We start from the raw sequence: 18,614 nt of genomic DNA, 5'->3' as shown, positions 1-18,614 counted from the left end.
GACATTGATGCCGAAAGACTCAACTTTCTCCCCGGAAACCCTTGAACGCCGTTCCCGTCCGGAGGCAGACTGCCGTCCATGGCAGTGGATACGGAACGGATCCCGGCCCGCCGTCGGCGGCTGGGGGACCGGCTCGTCGTGCTGGGCGAGCGCGATTTCGCATGGTTCTTCGTCGGCTACACGACCTCGCTCCTCGGCTCCTCGATGGCGCCGGTGGCGGTGGCCTTCGCGGTGCTCGACGGCGGCGGCAGCGGAACCGATCTGGGGTGGGTGATGGCGGCCCGGATCCTGCCGGTGGTGCTGGTGCTGCTGGCCGGCGGGGTGATCGCGGACCGGTTCGGCAGCCGCCGGGTGATGCTGGGCTCGGACGTCCTGCGCGGGCTGGTCCAGGCGGTGTTCGCCGCGCTGCTGGCGGCCGGGCGTGCGCCGGTCTGGGCGATGGTCGCGCTGGTGGCGGTGTGGGGGATCGGCGAAGGGCTGTTCCTGCCGGCCCTCGGGGCGATCGTGCCCGACCTGGTGCGCCGGAAGGAGCTCCTGGCCGACGCGAACACCCTGCTGGGGCTGGCCCGTTCGGCGGCCACGGTGGCCGGGCCCGCGACGGCCGGCCTGGTGACGGCGACGCAGGGCCCGGCGGCGGTCCTGCTGGTCGACGCGGTGACGTACGGCGTCGGCGCGTTCGCCCTGGCCAGGCTCCGGCTGCCCGACCGGGCGGCGAACGCGGCCGGCGGCGAGGAGTCGATGCTCGCCGAACTGCGGGCCGGCTGGTCGGAGTTCGCCTCCCGGCCGTGGTTCTGGATCACCACCGTCCAGATGGGCCTGTTCAACCTGCTGGTCTGGGCGCCGTTCCTGGTGCTCGGCCCGCTCACCGCGCAGCGGAGCCTCGGCGGCGCCCGCGCCTGGGGCCTGGTGATGGGCGTGTACGGCGTCGGCGCGGTGCTGGGCGGGCTGTTGATGCTCGGACGCCGGCCCGAGCGGCCGCTCGCGGTGGCCACCGTGGCCACGCTGGCCTGGGCGCTGCCCTCCGGCGCGCTCGCGGCCGGCGCGCCGCTGCCGTGGGTGGTGGCCGGCGCGCTGGTGGCGGGCGTCGGCTCGGCGGTCAGCGGGACGCTGTACAGCACCACGATGCAGAGCTGGGTGCCGCCGGAGGTGCTCGGCCGGGTCAACTCCTTCGGGGCGCTCGGTGCGTTCGTCCTGGGGCCGCTCGGGCTGGCGGCGGCCGGACCGGCGGCGGACGGGATCGGTGTGGAGAAGGTGCTGCTGCTCGGTGCGGTCTGGCAACTCGTGGCCGGTACGGTGGTGTTGGCGGTGCCGGCGGTCCGGAACCGCCGCTGGGAAGGGGGCCGAAGCGGCGAGGACGAGCAGCGCGGTGACCGGAAAGCCGCGCCCTGACCTGGCCTGACCCGTCCTGACCTGGCCTGACCTGTCCTGCCCTGGCCCGGATTCGGACCCTGGCCCGGACCCGCCGACCACCCGCCCCCCGACGACTCCGGGGCGCACCCCCGGCCCCCGGTGCGGCCCACCGCGCACCGTACCCGGCCGGCCCCGGAGCGCGGCCCGGTCCGGCCGCCGCACCCCGCCGCCCGCGGCGGGCGCCGCGGCCGGACCGGTCGTACCGTGGAGGGTGCGGGGGCGGTACGGAGGAGGTTTGGCCATGCCCGGTTCGCTCACCATCAGCCACCACGAGTCCGCGGTCACCCTGGACCGCACGGACGCCGAGCGGCTCGCCACCGTACTGGCGGAGCTGGCGTACCTGCTGGAGATCCCGGGGCCGAACCGGATCAACGACGCGCAGCTCACCCTGCTGTGCGAGGGTCGGGCGCCGGACCGCGCCGAGCTGTCGCACTGGTCCCGGGCGCTCGCGGCCGAGCTGAAGGGGCGGCGCTGACGGCCCCGGTGCCCGACGCGGCCGACGGCGCGCCGCCCCGCCCGCCGTACGATGGCGCGCGGGGCGGGCGGGTCGCGCACGCCCCGCGGGCGCCGGGGTGGCCGGCGGCCGGTCCGGCGGAGGGTGGGGGCCCGAGCGTGTCGCAGTCCTGGTCGATGTCCTGGCTGACCGTGGAGACGCCGCTGCCCAGCGGCCCGATGCACATCGCCGTGACGCCGCTGGGCGTGGCGGCGGCCGGGTACGGCGGACGGGGCGGCGAACTGCCGCCGTGCACCGACGCGTCCAGGACCGCCGCCGTCCGGGACCGGATCGGCGCCTATCTGGCGGGCCGAAGCCGTGAGTTGGGCCTGCCGATCGACTGGAGCCTGAGCTCCGGCCCGCACCGCACCGTGCTGCGCACGCTCTGGCAGGAGGTGCCGTACGGCCGGACCATCACCTACGGCGAACTGGCGGCCCTCAGCGGGGTGTTCGAGGACGTGGTCGAGCCCGGTCTGGCGGCGCGGACGGTCGGCCAGATGATGGCCGCCAACCCCGTCGCCCTGCTGGTGCCCTGCCACCGGGTGGTGGCGGCGGACGGGATCGGCGGCTTCGGCGGCGGCCGGGTGGGGATCGACGTGAAGCGCTGGCTGCTCACCCTGGAGGGCGTGCTGGAGCCGACGCTCGACTGGAACGGCCCGCTGTAGCGCCCGCGCTGCGCCCCACCGCCGCCGCTGCCGTACGAGCCGCGCACGAGCCGCGCACGAGCCACCTGTGAGCCCCGCACGAGCCGCCCGCCGTCGCGTCCGGGCTACCGCTGCCGGACGAGGGAGACCGGGGCCGGCGCCCGGCGCGGCCGCACCGGTTGGATGCCGGAGACCAGCGTGTACTCGACGCCGCGCACGTCCGGATCCACCCCGGTGGGTTCCGGCCGTTCGCCGAGCGCCAGCCGGACGGCGTCCCAGGGCAGGTTGAGGCCGCACAGCCGCAGTTGGTGGAGTCCGGCGGCGGGGCGGGTGTTGACGTCGATCACCACCGGTCGCCCGGCCAGTCCGCGGAACTGGATGTTGGACAGGTACGCCATCGCGCTCGCCCCGACCAGCCGCCGGACCGGCTCCAGGTACCGCGCGTCGGTGGTGAAGCCGCGGCGGCGGCCCTCCTTGGTGCGGCCGACCACGGTGAGCGGGTGGCCGTCCCGGTCGGCGAGGCAGTCCACCGAGACCTCCGGCCCGTCCAGGTAGGGCATCACCAGCAGATCGACGGGCTCGTCCCCCTCGGCCCGCTCGCCCCCCGCGCCCGGTCCGGCGGACAGGGCGGCGGCCACCTGCTCGACCTGGACCCGGTGGTCCCAGCCGTTCAGCCGCCGCGGCCCGTACGGCTCCCGGGTGAGCACCCGGAAGCCCGCGCCGCCCGCGCCGGTGGTGGGTTTGAGGCAGGCGGTGTGCCCGGCGGCCTCGATCCGGTCGACGGCGTCGAGCAGTTCGTCGGCGGTGCGCACCCGCCACCAGGGCGGGGTGGGCAGCCCGGCGGCGGCGATCGCACGGTAGCCGTCGGCCTTGCTGGTGTAGGTGGCGATCGCGGTGGCGGGGGGACAGAGCAGGGTGGTGCCGATCGCCTCGAACTCCGGTCGGGCGAGGGCGATGGCGAGCTGGTGGAGCTGCGGTAGGAAGACGGTTATGGAGTGCCGGGCGCAGTAGTCGAGCGCGTAGCCGACGTAGGCGTCGGCGGGCAGGTCGGCGGGTTCCAGGGTGCCGTGGTCGGCGGCTGCGAGCACCGGGGAGTCGGGGTCGGCGTGGGTCGCGTGGACCACCACCGGGCGAGGGGCGGTGCGGAGTTGTTCGATGAAGAAGAGGTTCTCGGCGTAGGTGCGGTTGAGCCAGACACGGACGGGGGCTGTCAAGACTGCCTCCCAGGGCATGAGGTGACGATGGGTCAGGGCGCGGGGGTCGGCCGTGCTCGTCAACTGGCCTGGCGGCCCTGTGAGGTGGCACCTTAGCGGCCGGTTCCTCGGGCCCGGACGGGAGGGGCGCCGGGTGCGCGGGCGTCAGGCGGGCGTCAAGGGACGGCGACGGAGGGGGTGTCGATGGGGGAGGATGGGAGGCAGCATTCCCGGGGAGTTCGAATAATCAGTCGAACAGATATCGACCGAGTGATCCAGTCGTACTATTTGTTCGGTTATCCCGAACCACTCGAATGAGTGATTGCGGCATGCGTCCGAATGGGCTCACCATGAAGCTGCAACATGAATGCGCAAGGCGACACTTCATCGGGCATGCGAAGGGCTCCCCTTATGTCGACCGAAACCAATGCCGGTGTTCCCGCGCCCAGCGCGGAACCGGAGATCCGGCAGCAGCAGAGTCTGAGCACGGCGGGTGCCCGGAACCTCGCCACGACCACCAAGTCCGCGCCGCAGATGCAGGGCATCAGCCCGCGCTGGCTGCTCAGGACGCTGCCCTGGGTGCAGGTGTCCGGCGGTACCTACCGGGTCAACCGCCGCCTGCGCTACTCGGTCGGCCGCGGTCGGGTGAGCTTCGTCAAGACCGGATCCGAGGTGCGGATCGTCCCGCCGACGCTGGCCGAGGTGCCGGTGCTGCGCGGCTTCCAGGACGAGGCCGTCCTGACGGAGCTGGCCGGGCGCTTCGTCCAGCGGGAGTTCGCCGCCGGTGACGTACTGGTCTCCGCCGGGACGGCGATCGACGAGGTCTTCCTCATCGCGCACGGCAAGCTCGAACGGCTCGGCACCGGCAAGTACGGCGAGGAGACGGTGGTCGGCACCCTCGCCGACGGCGACCACCTCGGCGACGAGGCCCTCCAGCAGGAGGACGGCGCCTGGCCGTACACCGTCCGGGCCGCCACCTCCGGCACCGTGATGGCGCTCTCCTGGCCCGCCTTCCAGGAGCTCCACGACCGCTCCGAGGCCCTGCAGCTCCAGGTCATCGAGTACCTGAACGGCTTCCAGCAGGCGCAGAACAAGCACGGCGAGGCCGCGATCGACCTCTCGGCCGGCCACCAGGGCGAGTACGAGCTGCCCGGCGCCTTCGTGGACTACGAGCTCAAGCCCCGCGAGTACGAGCTGAGCGTCGCGCAGACCATCCTCAAGGTGCACTCCCGCGTCGCCGACCTCTACAACCAGCCGATGAACCAGACCGAGCACCAGCTCCGGCTGACCATCGAGGCGCTGCGCGAGCGCCAGGAGCACGAGCTCGTCAACAACCCCGAGTTCGGCCTGCTGGAGAACGCCGCGTACGACCAGCGGATCCAGACCCACTCCGGCCCGCCCACCCCGGACGACATGGACGAGCTGCTCAGCCGCCGCCGCGGCACCAAGATGTTCCTCGCCCACCCCAAGGCCATCGCCGCCTTCGGCCGCGAGTGCAACAAGCGCGGCCTCGTCCCGGGCACGGTCGAGGTCGAGGGCAAGCACGTCACGGCCTGGCGCGGGGTGCCGGTCTTCCCGTGCAACAAGATCCCGATCATCGGCGGGCACACCAGCTCGATCATCGCGATGCGCGTCGGCGAGGACAACCAGGGCGTCGTCGGCCTGCACCAGACCGGAATTCCGGACGAGTACCAGCCGAGCCTTTCGGTGCGGTTCATGGGAATCGACGACAAGGCCGTCATTTCCTACCTGGTCAGCGCCTACTACTCCGCCGCGATTCTGGTACCGGACGCGGTCGGCGTCCTAGAGAACGTGGACGTCGCGCACCGCTAGGGCGCGCCCCAGGTCCTGTCTGACAATTCCCGCCGGGCACGCGATATCCGGGCACGCCCCGGGCGCAGGACCCGGCACCGACCGACCGGAGCCGGTCGGAATCCGCGCCGCCCGGCCGGGGCCCCCACACCCCGGCCGGGCGGCGCGCCGCGGCACGTCCGGAACCCGGGCCGGCCGCCGACGAGGTCGACCCTGGCCGGGCCGGCCACCGATCGGGCCCGCCATCCCACGACCGGCACCTCACACCAGGCCGCCTCACCGCAGGCCGACAGGGGGAGAAACCCATGACGAGCTCCATGCTGGAGCGGGACCACAAAGAGGGGCACGAGGCGGCGGACGTCCTCGCCCGGGCCCGCAGCCTGGTCGACCCGGTCCTGCGGGCCGCCGTCGACTCGCTGCCGGGCGCGATGCGCAAGGTCGCCGGCTACCACTTCGGCTGGTGGGAGGCGGACGGCTCGCCCGCCGACGCCCCCTCCGGCAAGGCGATCCGGCCCGCCATGGTCCTCGCCGCCGCCCAGGCGCTCGGCGGCACGCCCGCCGAGGCCGCCGCCGCGGCCGCCGCCGTCGAGCTGGTGCACAACTTCACGCTGCTCCACGACGACGTCATCGACCGGGACGAGACACGCCGCCACCGGCCCACGGCCTGGCGGGTGTTCGGCACCACCGAAGCCATCCTGGCCGGGGACGCCGTGCACTCGTTGGCGCTGCGCCTGCTCGCCGAGGACGCCCACCCGGCCGCCCGGAGTTCGGTCCGTCGGCTCACCGACTGCGTGGTCGAGCTGTGCGAGGGCCAGCAGATCGACTGCGCCTTCGAGCAGCGCAGCGACGTCTCGCTCACCGAGTGCCTGGCGATGGCGGAGGCCAAGACCGGCGCCCTGCTCGGCGCCGCCTGCGCGATGGGCGCCCTGTACGGGGGCGGGTCGGAGGAGGCCGTGCGGGCGATGGACGGCTTTGGCCGGGAGATCGGCCTGGCGTTCCAGCTGATCGACGACCTGATCGGCATCTGGGGCGATCCGGCGGTGACCGGCAAGCCGGTGGGCGCGGACCTGGTCGCCCGGAAGAAGTCGCTGCCGGTGGTCGCGGCGCTGGGCTCCGGCACCCCCGAGGGGGACCGGCTCGCCGGGCTGTACGCGCTCGAACGCCAGCTCAGCCCCGAGGAGTTGGCGCAGTGCGCGGCGGCCGTCGAGGGCGCCGGCGGGCGCGGCTGGGCGCAGGGCGAGTCCTGCGAGCGGATGGCGGCGGCGATGGCGCAGCTGGCCACGGCCGTCCCGGAGCCGTCGGCGGCCGACGAACTGCTGGCGCTGGCCGAACTGGTCACCCGTCGTACTCACTGACCGGGCTCGTCGGGAGTGGGAAGTCGGCCGGTCCGACTTCCCACTCCGGGCCCGGGCCCGGGGGGCCAGCCGGGCCGACGGGTGCTCGGGGAGCGCCGGACCACCCGACATGCTGACCCGTCCCACCCCGCATAGCATCCCCTATGTACTCGTATGTCAGAATTCCGGTGTGCGCCCGCGCCGCCGGCCTTCCGTGTACTGGGGAGAGCGACGAGCATGGCCAACCCGGCACTCGTGGACCCGGCCACGATCCGCGCGACCGCCGCCGAGGCCTGGGTCCGCGGGTACCCGATCCTGCAGAACTACCGCACCCTGTACGCGCAGGCGCTGGACGACGCGGACCCGGGGTACGTCGGCGGCTTCGGCGTCTTCCGCCACCGTTCGCAGCCGTTCACCCCGGCCGACACCGACGCCGCCGCCCCCGGCAACGCCACCCCCGACAACGACACCCCGCACTCCCGGGCCTGGCTCGACCTGCGCGCCGAGCCGTGGGTGGTGTCCGTTCCGGCCGCGGACCGCTACTACGTCCTCCCGCTGCACGAACTCGACACCGTGTACGCCGGTTTCGTCGGCGCCCGGAGCACCGGCCAGGAGGCCGGCGACTACCTGGTGGCCGGCCCCGACTGGCAGGGCGAGCCCCCGCCCGGCGTCCGGGGCGTGATCCGCACCGCCACCCGCCTGGTCGGCATCCTCGGCCGCACCCACCTCACCGGCGACACCCCCGCGGACGTCGCCGAACTGAAGGCCGTCCAGCAGCAGTACCGGCTGCGCCCGCTGCACGAGTACGCCGGCACCCCGGCGCCCGCCCCCGCGCCGGAGCCGGTCTGGCCGGTCTGGCGCGAGGAGGTGCTGGGCACCGTCGAGTTCTTCAGCTTCCTCGACTTCCTGCTCGGCTTCTTCCCGCTCCACGGGCCCGTCGAGCTGCCGCCCGACGAGGTCGACCTGCGTGGCCGCCTCACCGACCTCGGCATCGACGGGCGCGGCGAGTTCGAGCCCGCCACGCTGCCGATCGGGGTCAGGGCCGAGATCGAGCGCGGCATCGCCGACGGCCGCGCACGGTTGGAACGCGCCGCCGCCGAACCCGGACTCACCACCCCGGCCGGGCTCTTCGGCACCCGCGAGCGGATCGGCGCGAACTTCCTCGGCCAGGCCCTCGGCGCCAGGCTCGGTCTCTACGGGCTGCCCACCGAGGAGGCCTGGTACGGCGGTTGGGCGGCGGACAGCGCGGGCAACCGGCCGCCGAACGCGAGCGACCGCGACTACGCCGTCCGCTTCGACCCGGACGACCTGCCGCCGGCCCGGTACTTCTGGTCCGCCACCATGTACGCGCTCCCTGACCGCCTGCTGGTCGACAACACCCTGGACCGCTACGCGATCGGCGACCGCACCCCCGGCCTGGTCCGCGACCCGGACGGCGGGCTCACCCTCCACCTCCGGCACAAGCGGCCCGCCGACGCCCAGCACTCCGCCAACTGGCTGCCCGCCCCGGACGGCCCGTTCACGGTGGTCGTCCGGCTCTACGGCCCGGACCGGTCCGTCCTCGACGGCCGCTGGCGCCTCCCGCCGCTCGACCCGAGCTGACCCGCACCACCGAAACCCGCGACGACCGGACGAAGGACACCCCGATGAACCACCCCGAGCTGGAGGCCCTGGCCGCCGACGCCTACGTCTACGGCTACCCGCTCGTCGCCGACCTCACCATGGTCGAGCGCTTCTCCAGGGGCGGCCTGGGCACCCTGCCGGCGGCGTCGTTCAACCACTTCAGCCACGCCACCCGGCTGGCCGGGCCCAAGGACCACTTCGTCTCGGTCAACAACGACACCCTCTACTCGATCGCCCAGCTCGACCTCTCCGAGGGCCCGCAGGTGCTGCACGTCCCGGACACCGCGGGCGCCTACTACGTGCTGCAGGTCGTCGGCGCGTGGACGGACAACGTCGCCTACGTCGGCAGCCGCGCCACCGGCACCGGCGAGCAGACCTGGCTGATCGTCCCGCCCGGCTGGCACGGCACCCCGCCCGACCCGGCCCGGGTGATCGAGGCGCCGACCACGGTGGCGACCGTCGTCGGCCGCTTCGCCTGCACCGGCCCGGACGACCTCCCCCGGGTCAAGGCCCTCCAGACGGCCCTCACCCTGGAGCCGTTGGAGCCTGGCGGGCTCGTCGCCGGGCTGCCCGAGCCCGATCCGGAGGTGCCCGAGCGGCTGGCCTTCTTCGAGCGGCTGCGGGTCTGGATGCAGGCCTTCCCACCGGCCGGCCCGGACGTCGAGTACCAGCAGCGCTTCGCCCCGCTCGGCCTGCTCGACGAGGGCACCTCGCCGTACCGCGCGGCCGCCGCGGACTGGACCCTCGCGCTGGCCAAGGGCCTGGCCGCCGGCCGCGAACGGGTCGAGGACGCCAGCCGCCCGCCCGAGGACCACCCGCCCGGCGAGTGGCGCTCGGCGCTCCACCTGTTCGACTACAACATCGACCACCTGGGCCCCGGCACCCTCGACGACCCCGAGTGGCGCATCCCCGACCGCCGCGCCGGCTACCTCAGCCGGGCCGCCGCCGCCCGGGCCGGCCTCTGGGGCAACCACGCCTACGAGGCCTCGTACGCGATGACCTACGACGACTCCGGCGGCCGCCCGCTCAGCGGCGCGCACCGCTACGCGCTGCGGTTCGACCAGCCGCCGCCCGCCGAGGCGTTCTGGTCCGTCACGATGTACGCGCTGCCGGACTACTACCTGGTGGACAACCCGATCGAGCGCCACTCGATCGGCGACCGCACCCCTGGCCTGGTGTACGGCGAGGACGGCTCGCTCACCCTGACGCTCCAGCACGAGCAGCCCGAGGACGCGGTGGAGGCGGCCAACTGGCTGCCCACCCCGGTCGGCGAGTTCCGGCCGATCATCCGGCTCTACCAGCCGAAGGCGGCCGTGCTGGACGGCAGTTACCGGGTGCCGCCGATCGAGCGGAGCTGACCGCCGGAGCCGGCCCCCGTCGCCGAGTGCGCACGCTGAGTGTGCATGCCGAGTGCGCACGCCGACCACCGGGCGCTCAGTGCGGAGCCGGGGACGCGGTGCCCGTCGGGGCGGCCGTGGGGGTGCCCGAGGGCGGCGGCGTGGACGGGTGCGCGGTCGCCGACGCCGAGGACGAGGACGACGCCGAGGAGGACGGCGACGCCGAGGGCGCGCCGGACGACGGCGACCCCGACGGGGACGGAGCCGCCGTGGCCGTCCCCGACGGCTGCGGGGAGCCGCTCGGCGACGGGCTCGCCGTGGCCGTCGGCGACATCCCGGGGGCGGCGGGGGAGGAGGCCGAGCCGCCCCGGTCGTGCGGTCCGCCCTCCAGGGTGACCACCGCCTGGGAGGGCGGCAGCGCGATCCGGGCGGTCCAGTTCGCGGTGGGCGCGAGGTCCTCGTCCACGGTGACGGTCACGGTGATCCGCTGGCCCGGTGCGAGGGTGCCGGAGTCGCGGCTGAGCCGCAGCCAGCCGGCGTCCGTCACGGCGTGCCAATGGATCTCGGTGGTGCCGGAGTCGGTGAGGGTGAGGATGGTCCGGCTGCCGTACTCGGCGGCCTCGACGGTGAGCAGCCCGGCCGGGGCCGGTTCGGTGCCGCCCGGGCCGCCCCCGGCCGCGGGGGCTTGCCCGACCGCGAGGGCGGCGACCAGGGTCGGGCTGCCGATCGGGGTCGCCCCCCGGGCCGGTACCGGGACCAAAGGGCCCTGGAGGGTCAGCCGCGGAAAACCGGGGGGCAACGTTTCTGCACCGATCACCTCGGCACTCGCCGCCCCCGCACCCGCCAGCTCCATCCCCGGCATCCCCGGCATCCCCGGCATCCCCGGCGCCCCCGGCATCCCCGTGCCCGCCGGGGCGCCCGCCGCCGGCCACGGCTTCGACGGCTGCTGCCCGCCCGTCCGCCCGGCCTCCTCCACCCGCACCGTGGACACCGCGGCCGTCGTCCCCGGCCCGCCGCCCCGGTGCCCCGCCCACAGCGCGACCACCGGCGCCGCCAGGACGGCCGCGAGCACCCCGGTGGTCACCACCCGTCGGCGCACCGCCAGCGCCCGGCCCGCGTCCGGCGCCCGGTGCCGGGGGAAGCCGCTCTGGTCGAACCGCAGCCCGGGCTCGGCCGCCGGCACCGCCCGCCGCACCGCGCCGGCCGCCGAGGGCAGGTGGCCGGCCGTCGACGGCGGGTGCGCCGCTCCCTGGTCCGAGGGCGCCGCAGCGGGGGCGGGCGCCGCCAGCAGCGGCTGCCCGGACAGCCCCGCCGCGCCCTCCACCGCCTCGCCGGCCACCCGCTCCGCCGTCCCCCGGCAGGTCGGGCAGTCCACCACGTGCTGCACCAGCTCCCGGCGCAGCGCCGGGCCGAGCACCCAGTCCCGCCAGGACTCCGCCCCGGCCCCGCCGAGCCGGTCCAGCTCCGGGCAGCTGCCCGCCCCGAGCACCAGCAGCGCCGCCCTGGTCCGGGTCACCTCCGCCTCGGCCGCGGCGAGCAGCTCGCGGGTCCGCTCGAACGGCAGGCCCAGCACCGCCGCCACCTCGTGCGGGGTCAGCCGGTGCCGGACGGACAGCTCCAGCGCCTCGCGCTGCTCCGGGTCGGTGCCGGCCGCCTCCGGCCAGGCGAGCGAGGCCAGCTCGCGCCGCCGCCGGGCCGCCTCGGCCTCGGTCGGCTCCGCCGAGGCCTCCCGTCCGGCGCCGTCCGCGAGCCGCCGCAGGCAGCAGTACCGGGCCAGCGAGAACAGCCAGGCCCGGACCAGCCCGGGTTCGGTCAGCCGGGCGCCGTGCCGCCGCGCCAGCTCGCGGGCCTCGCGCAGGGCGCCGGCGGCCGCGTCGTGCTCGCACAGCACCGAGAGACAGTAGGTGAACAGGCCGTCCACCTGCCGGTCGTACGCCGCGAGCACGGCGGCCGGCGGCCCTTCAGTACGCGTTGTCACCCGTCCGACGGTAGAGACGCCGGGCGGCGCACCCCGGCCATTCGCCGCGTATGTACTTCTTTCGGGTAACAACATCGTCCATCTGTGTGGACCCGGGTCCGGCGTCGGCGTGGCAGGGCGTTGTCGGACCCAGGCGCTACGGTGGGCCGCATGGCTGCCCGTACCAAGACCACCGCCAAGCCGCGCCCGGCGTACCGCTGCACCGAGTGCGGCAACCAGTTGCCCAAGTGGGTCGGCCGCTGCCCGGAGTGCAACGCCTGGGGCACGGTCGAGGAGTACGGCGCGGTGCCGATCCGGACGACCGCCGCGGGCCCGGTCAGCTCGCCGGCCCGCCCGATCGGCCAGGTGGACGGCCAGGTCGCGACGGCCCGCTCGACGGGCGTGCCGGAGCTGGACAGGGTGCTCGGGGGCGGGCTGGTCCCCGGTGCGGTGGTCCTGCTGGCCGGCGAGCCCGGCGTCGGCAAGTCCACCCTGCTGCTGGACGTCGCGGCCAAGGCCGCCACCGAGCAGCACCGCACGCTCTACGTCACCGGCGAGGAGTCGGCCGGTCAGGTCCGGCTGCGCGCCGACCGGATCAACGCCCTCTCCGAGCACCTCTACCTCGCCGCCGAGTCCGACCTCGGCGCCGTGCTCGGGCACATCGACGCGGTCAAACCCGGTCTGCTGATCCTGGACTCGGTGCAGACCATCGCCTCCGCCGAGCTGGACGGCGCCCCCGGCGGCCCGGCCCAGGTCCGCGAGGTGGCGGGCGCGCTGATCCGGGTGTCCAAGGAGCGCGGCATGGCGACCCTGCTGGTCGGCCACGTCACCAAGGACGGCCAGATCGCCGGCCCGCGCCTGCTGGAGCACCTGGTGGACGTGGTGCTCAGCTTCGAGGGGGACCGCCACGCCCGGCTGCGGCTCATCCGCGGCATCAAGAACCGCTACGGCGCCACCGACGAGGTGGGCTGCTTCGAGCTGCACGACGAGGGCATCGTCGGCCTGGCCGACCCGTCCGGCCTCTTCCTGACCAGGCGTGACAAGCCCGTCCCCGGCACCTGCCTCACCGTCACGCTGGAGGGCAAGCGCCCGCTGGTGGCGGAGGTGCAGGCGCTGATGGTGGATTCGCAGATCCCGTCCCCGCGGCGCACCACCTCGGGCCTGGAGTCGCCCCGGATCGCGATGATCCTGGCCGTGGTCGAGCGGCACGGCGGGGTGAAGCTCGGCAAGCAGGACATCTACACCGCGACGGTGGGCGGGGTGAAGCTGAGCGAGCCGTCCGCCGACCTCGCGATCGCGCTCGCGGTGGCCAGCTCCTCCTCGGACACCCCGCTGCCCAGCAACCTGGTGGCGATCGGCGAGGTCGGCCTGGCGGGCGAGGTACGGCGGGTGACGGGGGTGCAGCGGCGGCTCGCCGAGGCGCACCGGCTGGGCTTCACGCACGCCCTCGTCCCGCCGGATCCGGGCAAGGTGCCGCCGGGCATGAAGGTGGTCGAGGTGGCCGACATCGGCGAGGCGCTGCGGGCCATCCCGGGCCGCCGCAGGGCCGCCGCCAAGCCGCGTGCTGAGGCACCGTCGGCGCCGCCGGCCCCGCGCGCGGCCCGGGTCGTCGCGCACCCGGAGGAGCTGATGGAGGGCTGGGAGCCGCTCGACTCCGACGAACTGCGCTGACCCAAGCCCTGTCGATGCCGCACGCAGTTAGACTTTCCCCAGTCTCATTGGCCAGAAGGCAGTACCGAGCGGTACTGAGCGACAGAGCAACAGACCGCGGACCGGCGCACGGCGCGAGGCGCGCGGCACGGGGTCGACCGGAGGAGTCACGTGGCAGCCAGCGACCGGGGGGCGGACAAGGCCTCCCGTGAGGAGGCCCTGCTGCGGGCCTCCCTCAGTGCCATCGCACCCGGCACGGGGCTGCGCGACGGCCTGGAGCGGGTGCTCCGGGCCAACACCGGCGGCCTGATCGTGCTCGGTTTCGACAAGACGGTCGAGTCGATCTGCACCGGCGGCTTCGTCCTGGACGTCGAGTTCACCGCGACCCGGCTGCGCGAGCTGTGCAAGCTGGACGGCGCGGTGGTGCTGGACAAGGACATCACCAAGATCGTCCGGGCCGGCGTGCACCTGATGCCGGACTCCACCATCCCCACCGACGAGACCGGCACCCGCCACCGCACCGCGGAGCGGGTCAACCGGCAGACCGGCTTCCCGGTGGTCGCGGTCTCGCACTCGATGCGGCTGATCGCGATGTACGTCAACGGCATCCGCCGGGTGCTGGAGGACTCCACCACCGTCCTGTCCCGCGCGAACCAGGCGCTGGCCACCCTGGAGCGCTACAAGCTGCGCCTGGACGAAGTGGCCGGCACGCTGTCCGCGCTGGAGATCGAGGACTTGGTGACGGTCCGGGACGTCACCGCCGTCGCCCAGCGGCTGGAGATGGTCCGGCTGATCGCCACCGAGATCGCCGGCTACGTGCTGGAGCTCGGCATCGACGGCCGGCTGCTCTCGCTCCAGCTGGACGAGCTGATCGCGGGCGTGGAGCCGGAGCGCGAACTGGTCGCCCGGGACTACTTCCCGGAGCGGGCCGCCAAGAAGGGCCGGACGGTCAACGAGGTGCTGGCCGACCTGGAGGCGCTCACCCACGCCGAGCTGCTGGACCTTCAGACGGTCGCCAAGGCGCTCGGCTACTCGGGCTCCCCGGAGTCGCTGGACTCCGCGGTCTCGCCGCGCGGCTACCGGCTGCTGGCGAAGATCCCGCGCCTGCCCAACACGGTGATAGAGCGCCTGGTCGAGCACTTCGGCGGCCTGCAGAAGCTGCTCGCCGCCAGCATCGACGACCTGCAGACGGTCGAGGGCGTCGGCGAGACCCGGGCCCGCTCGGTCCGCGAGGGCCTGTCCCGGCTCGCCGAATCGTCCATCCTGGAGCGCTACGTCTGACCGAGCGCCACGTCCGACCTGACGCACCACCGCGCACGGCCCCCGGGGAACGCTCCCCGGGGGCCGTCGCGCATCCTGACCCGCCTCCGGGCCCGGGAGGCACCGAAGCCCCCGGCCGCGCCGGCCGGGGGCTTCGAGTCGAGTTGAGGGGGGTTCAGCTGTCCAGGCGGATCGAGGAGCGCGCCGAGACCTGTCCGCCAGAGAGCCCGGTGAGGTCGGCGACCACCAGGTAGGTGCCCGCCGCGGGGGGCGCCGGGTCGGCGGTGGCGCACTGCGGCTTGCTACGGCTGCGGTCCCAGGTGAAGGTCTCGACCAGGCCGTTGTTGGCCGGGATCTGCACCCAGCTGCTGCCGCGGTCGGACGGGCAGTCGCCGGAGGACCAGACCCGGTCGCCGTTGCTGGCGGTCACGGTGATCGCGGAGGCCGCCCGGCCGAGGTCCACCCGGCAGTTGGCGCCGGAGGCGTTCTTCACGGTGAGCGAGAGCCGCGGCTTGTCCTTGGGCTGGTACGAGTTCTGCGCGCTGGCCAGCTCCAGGGTGACCTGGGAGGAGACGCAGACCGGGAGCGCCATCACCTCGGGCGTGTTCACCACCGGGGCGCCACCGCCCGAGCCGCCCGAGCCGCCGGAACCACCGCCCGCCGCCGCACCGCCGCCCGTGCCACCGCCGGTGGCGGGGGCCGGGTTGGCGCCGCCGCCGGTGCCGCCGGTGCTGAGGCTGACCTCGCCGCCGCCGGAGCCGGCCACCGGGCCGCCGCTCGGGTTGCCGCCGCTGCCGCCGCTGCCGCCGCCGGGGCGCGCCGCGGGGCCGCTCGGGGACGCACCGGGTGTGATGGCCTGGGCCGGGGTCTGGCTCTGGGACGGAACGGCTTGTGCGGCCTTGCTCTGTGAGCCGCCGTCACCACCCCCGTCCTGATCAATCATCAGCCAGGCGATCAGGGCGACGACCGCCGCGACGGCGACGAGCACGACGACGCGCCGACGCCAGTAGATCGAGGCCGGCAGCGGTCCCACGGGTTGACGCAGAGAGGGCACGCCCAAACTCTACGAGACTGTGTGTGTCGCTTGACGCACCAACACCGCACAGTCGCCCCTTCCTTCACATGATCCGCCATTTGCGCCGTTCGGGGGAGCCTTGGAGAGGTGGTTTTCCGGAAGATCCACCGGGATATCCGGAGGGCTTCTCTCCACTTCGGTCGCGCCCGCCGGCATGGGAGGATCGGAGGGCCATGGCTGCCATCACCGTCACCCCCGCCCCCGTCCCTCCGGCAGGCGCCGCGCCGGACGCCGTCCGGCCGCCGATGCCCCTGCCGCTGCTGCACGCGACCGTCCTCGACTGGTACGAGACCGACAAGCGCGACCTCCCCTGGCGGACGCCCGAGGCGACGCCCTGGGCGATCATGGTGAGCGAGTTCATGCTCCAGCAGACCCCGGTGAAGCGGGTGCTGCCCGCCTGGGAGGCGTGGCTGACCCGCTGGCCCACCCCGGCCGACCTGGCGGCCGAGGCGCCCGGCGAGGCGGTCCGGATGTGGGGCCGGCTCGGCTACCCGCGCCGCGCGCTGCGGCTGCACGCGGCCGCGGTGGCGATCACCGAGGAGCACGGCGGCGAGGTGCCGGACGACCACGCCATCCTGCTCTCGCTGCCCGGGGTGGGGGAGTACACGGCCGCCGCGGTCGCCTCCTTCGCCTTCCGCCAGCGGCACGTGGTGCTGGACACCAACGTCCGCCGGGTGTTCGCCCGCGCGGTGTCCGGCGTCGAGTACCCGGCCCAGGCCACCACGGCCGCCGAGCGCCGGACGGCGACGGCGCTGCTGCCCGACGACGCCGAGACCGCGGCCACCTGGGCGGTCGGCGTGATGGAGCTGGGTGCGCTGGTGTGCACCGCGCGCGGCCCGGAGTGCGGGGACTGCCCGCTGTTCGCCCACTGCGCCTGGCAGCGGGCCGGTCGCCCGCCGTACGAGGGCCCGGCCCGGCGCGGCCAGACCTACGAGGGGACGGACCGGCAGGTGCGCGGCAAGCTGCTCGCGGTGCTGCGGGAGGCGCACGGTTCGGTGCCGCAGGCCCGGCTGGACGCGGTCTGGCCGGATGCGGTGCAGCGGGCCCGGGCGCTGGACGGCCTGGTCGCGGACGGCCTGGTGGAGCCCGTCGAGCAGGGCGTCTACCGGCTTCCCCAGTAGTCGGCCACGAACGCGGGACGGCGCCCCCGGAGGATTCCTCCGGGGGCGCCGTCGTGTCGGCGGGAGGGCGGTCAGACGGCCGCCGCCTCCAGCGAGGCCTCGGCGGACTTGTCCGCCTTGCCCGTGCCGGTACCGCGCAGCGGCACCTCGCGCATGAACACCGCGGCGGCGATCGCGACCACGGCCAACCCGGCGCCCCACAGGAAGACGGTGTGGGTGCCGTTGGACACCGCGTGGTGGAAGGCGTCCTGGACGTGCTCCGGCAGCTTGCGCAGTTCGTCCGGGCTCATCTCGCCCGGGTCCTTGGCCCCGCCGCCGGCCGAGGCCTGCTCGCCCAGCCGCGCGGTCATGGTGTCCTTCACCCGGTTGTTGAACAGCGCGCCGAACAGCGCGACACCGAAGGAGCCGCCGATGGTGCGGAACAGGGTGGCGGTGGAGCTGGCCACGCCCATGTCCTTGAGCTCGACGCTGTTCTGGGCGACCAGCATGGTGATCTGCATCAGGAAGCCCATGCCGGCGCCGAGCACGACCATCCAGCAGGCCGAGGTGAAGCTGCTGGTCCCGACGCCCATGGTGGAGAGCAGGATCATGCCACCGGTCATCACGATGGTGCCGATGATCGGGTAGATCCGGTACTTCCCGGTCCTGGTGACGGCCTGGCCGACCACCAGCGAGACCACCAGCATGCCGAACATCAACGGCATCAGCAGCAGACCGGAGTTGGTCGCCGAGGCACCCTGGACGATCTGCTGGTAGAACGGCAGGAAGAAGGTCGAGCCGAACATCACGAAGCCGACGATGAAGCCGATGATCGAGACCAGGGTGAAGTTCAGGTTCTTGAACAGGGCCAGCGGCAGCATCGGCTCCTCGACACGCTGCTCCACGTAGCAGAAGCCGATCAGCGAGGCGACGGAGAGCGCGATCAGGCCGAGGATCTCATTGGAGCCCCAGGCGTACTGCTGGCCGCCCCAGGTGGTCATCAGCACCAGCGAGGTGATGCCGGTGGTGAGCAATATCGCGCCCAGGTAGTCGATCCGGGCCGTGTTGCGGACCTTCGGCAGCTTCAGGGTGACGATGACCACGGCGAGCGCGACCACGCCGAGCGGCAGGTTGATGTAGAAGGTCCAGTGCCAGCTCAGGTGGTCGGTGATGAAGCCGCCGACCAGCGGGCCGCCGACGGTGGCGAGGGCCATCACCGCGGCGAACATGCCCTGGTACTTGCCGCGGTCGCGCGGCGGGACGAGCGCACCCATGATCGACATGACGCCGACCATCAGACCGCCGGCACCCAGGCCCTGCACGGCGCGGAAGCCGATCAGCTCGGTCATGTTCTGCGACAGGCCGGACAGCGCCGAGCCCACCAGGAAGATCACGATCGAGGTGAGGAAGCTGCCCTTGCGGCCGTACATGTCGCCGAACTTGCCCCAGATCGGGGTGGAGGCGGCGGTGGTCAGGGTGTAGGCGGTGACCACCCAGGACCGGTGCTCGGCGCCGCCGAGGTCGCCGACGATGGTCGGCATCGCGGTGCCGACGATCAGGTTGTCGAGCATGGCCAGCAGCATGGTGACGACCAGGCCGACCATGACGAGGCGGATCTCGCGGGGTGACCGCGGCTGTTCCTCCTCGGCGGACTTCTCCTCCGGTACCGGGCCGGCGGTCTTGGACTGTGACATGAGGTGGTGTCTCCCGGAGGGGTGTTTCGGAC

General features: G+C 74.1%; 14 protein-coding genes. 10 read left to right on the top strand and 4 right to left on the bottom strand.

What is annotated here, in order from left to right; all coding sequences use genetic code 11:
* Positions 1 to 78: 78 nt before the first annotated feature.
* The 3 genes from ACIPLC_RS01485 (at position 79) to ACIPLC_RS01475 (ending at position 2,568) form a co-directional block, all read left to right on the top strand.
* Positions 79 to 1,389, top strand: coding sequence for an MFS transporter (locus tag ACIPLC_RS01485; protein WP_400469666.1), 1,311 nt, complete (start codon positions 79 to 81; stop codon positions 1,387 to 1,389).
* Between the two features lie 262 nt (positions 1,390 to 1,651).
* The gene (locus tag ACIPLC_RS01480; protein WP_400469664.1) at positions 1,652 to 1,885 is read left to right on the top strand and encodes a hypothetical protein; all 234 of its coding nucleotides are present in this window, start codon (positions 1,652 to 1,654) and stop codon (positions 1,883 to 1,885) included.
* 137 nt (positions 1,886 to 2,022) lie between these two features.
* The gene (locus ACIPLC_RS01475) at positions 2,023 to 2,568 is read left to right on the top strand and encodes a methylated-DNA--[protein]-cysteine S-methyltransferase (RefSeq protein WP_400469662.1); all 546 of its coding nucleotides are present in this window, start codon (positions 2,023 to 2,025) and stop codon (positions 2,566 to 2,568) included.
* Between the two features lie 104 nt (positions 2,569 to 2,672).
* On the opposite strand, the gene ACIPLC_RS01470 is transcribed toward ACIPLC_RS01475, so the two are convergent.
* Positions 2,673 to 3,761, bottom strand: a complete 1,089-nt coding sequence (locus ACIPLC_RS01470) for an ATP-grasp domain-containing protein (protein WP_400469659.1) — start codon at positions 3,759 to 3,761, stop codon at positions 2,673 to 2,675.
* Positions 3,762 to 4,151: 390 nt separating this feature from the next.
* Here ACIPLC_RS01470 and ACIPLC_RS01465 point away from each other — a divergent pair, with 390 nt between their 5' ends.
* The 4 genes from ACIPLC_RS01465 (at position 4,152) to ACIPLC_RS01450 (ending at position 9,867) form a co-directional block, all read left to right on the top strand.
* Positions 4,152 to 5,573 carry a family 2B encapsulin nanocompartment shell protein gene (locus tag ACIPLC_RS01465; protein WP_400469657.1) on the top strand — a complete coding sequence of 474 codons (1,422 nt, stop codon included), beginning with the start codon at positions 4,152 to 4,154 and terminating at the stop codon, positions 5,571 to 5,573.
* Between the two features lie 284 nt (positions 5,574 to 5,857).
* Positions 5,858 to 6,907, top strand: coding sequence for a family 2 encapsulin nanocompartment cargo protein polyprenyl transferase (locus ACIPLC_RS01460; protein WP_400469654.1), 1,050 nt, complete (start codon positions 5,858 to 5,860; stop codon positions 6,905 to 6,907).
* 216 nt (positions 6,908 to 7,123) lie between these two features.
* Complete coding sequence (locus tag ACIPLC_RS01455) at positions 7,124 to 8,488, top strand: DUF1254 domain-containing protein (protein WP_400469652.1); 1,365 nt, start codon at positions 7,124 to 7,126, stop codon at positions 8,486 to 8,488.
* 44 nt (positions 8,489 to 8,532) lie between these two features.
* Positions 8,533 to 9,867: a DUF1254 domain-containing protein gene (locus ACIPLC_RS01450; RefSeq protein WP_400469649.1), complete on the top strand. Its 1,335-nt coding sequence runs from the start codon at positions 8,533 to 8,535 to the stop codon at positions 9,865 to 9,867.
* Between the two features lie 76 nt (positions 9,868 to 9,943).
* On the opposite strand, the gene ACIPLC_RS01445 is transcribed toward ACIPLC_RS01450, so the two are convergent.
* Positions 9,944 to 11,824, bottom strand: a complete 1,881-nt coding sequence (locus ACIPLC_RS01445; RefSeq protein ID WP_400469646.1) for a hypothetical protein — start codon at positions 11,822 to 11,824, stop codon at positions 9,944 to 9,946.
* A 150-nt stretch (positions 11,825 to 11,974) separates the two neighbouring features.
* Between ACIPLC_RS01445 and radA the strand changes: the two genes are divergently transcribed.
* Together radA and disA are read left to right on the top strand one after the other, a co-directional pair.
* Positions 11,975 to 13,474 (top strand): DNA repair protein RadA, encoded by a 1,500-nt coding sequence (gene radA, locus ACIPLC_RS01440; protein WP_400469643.1) that lies wholly within the window; start codon positions 11,975 to 11,977, stop codon positions 13,472 to 13,474.
* 201 nt (positions 13,475 to 13,675) lie between these two features.
* Entirely contained in the window at positions 13,676 to 14,734 is a 1,059-nt protein-coding gene (gene disA / locus ACIPLC_RS01435) for a DNA integrity scanning diadenylate cyclase DisA (protein WP_350878493.1), read from the top strand.
* Between the two features lie 154 nt (positions 14,735 to 14,888).
* Here the strand turns inward: disA and ACIPLC_RS01430 are convergent, their stop codons facing one another.
* Entirely contained in the window at positions 14,889 to 15,767 is an 879-nt protein-coding gene (locus ACIPLC_RS01430; protein WP_400469641.1) for a hypothetical protein, read from the bottom strand.
* Positions 15,768 to 16,033: 266 nt separating this feature from the next.
* Between ACIPLC_RS01430 and ACIPLC_RS01425 the strand changes: the two genes are divergently transcribed.
* Complete coding sequence (locus ACIPLC_RS01425; protein ID WP_400470625.1) at positions 16,034 to 16,909, top strand: A/G-specific adenine glycosylase; 876 nt, start codon at positions 16,034 to 16,036, stop codon at positions 16,907 to 16,909.
* Between the two features lie 71 nt (positions 16,910 to 16,980).
* On the opposite strand, the gene ACIPLC_RS01420 is transcribed toward ACIPLC_RS01425, so the two are convergent.
* On the bottom strand, positions 16,981 to 18,582 hold the full coding sequence (locus ACIPLC_RS01420; protein ID WP_400469639.1) for an MDR family MFS transporter: 1,602 nt from the start codon (positions 18,580 to 18,582) through the stop codon (positions 16,981 to 16,983).
* Between the last annotated feature and the right edge of the window lie 32 nt (positions 18,583 to 18,614).

Origin of the sequence: Kitasatospora sp. NPDC086801, from assembly GCF_044745805.1 — a bacterium.
Classification (GTDB): domain Bacteria; phylum Actinomycetota; class Actinomycetes; order Streptomycetales; family Streptomycetaceae; genus Kitasatospora.
Note: the sequence above shows the minus strand (reverse complement) of the source record. Positions and strands in the feature narration are given on the sequence as shown.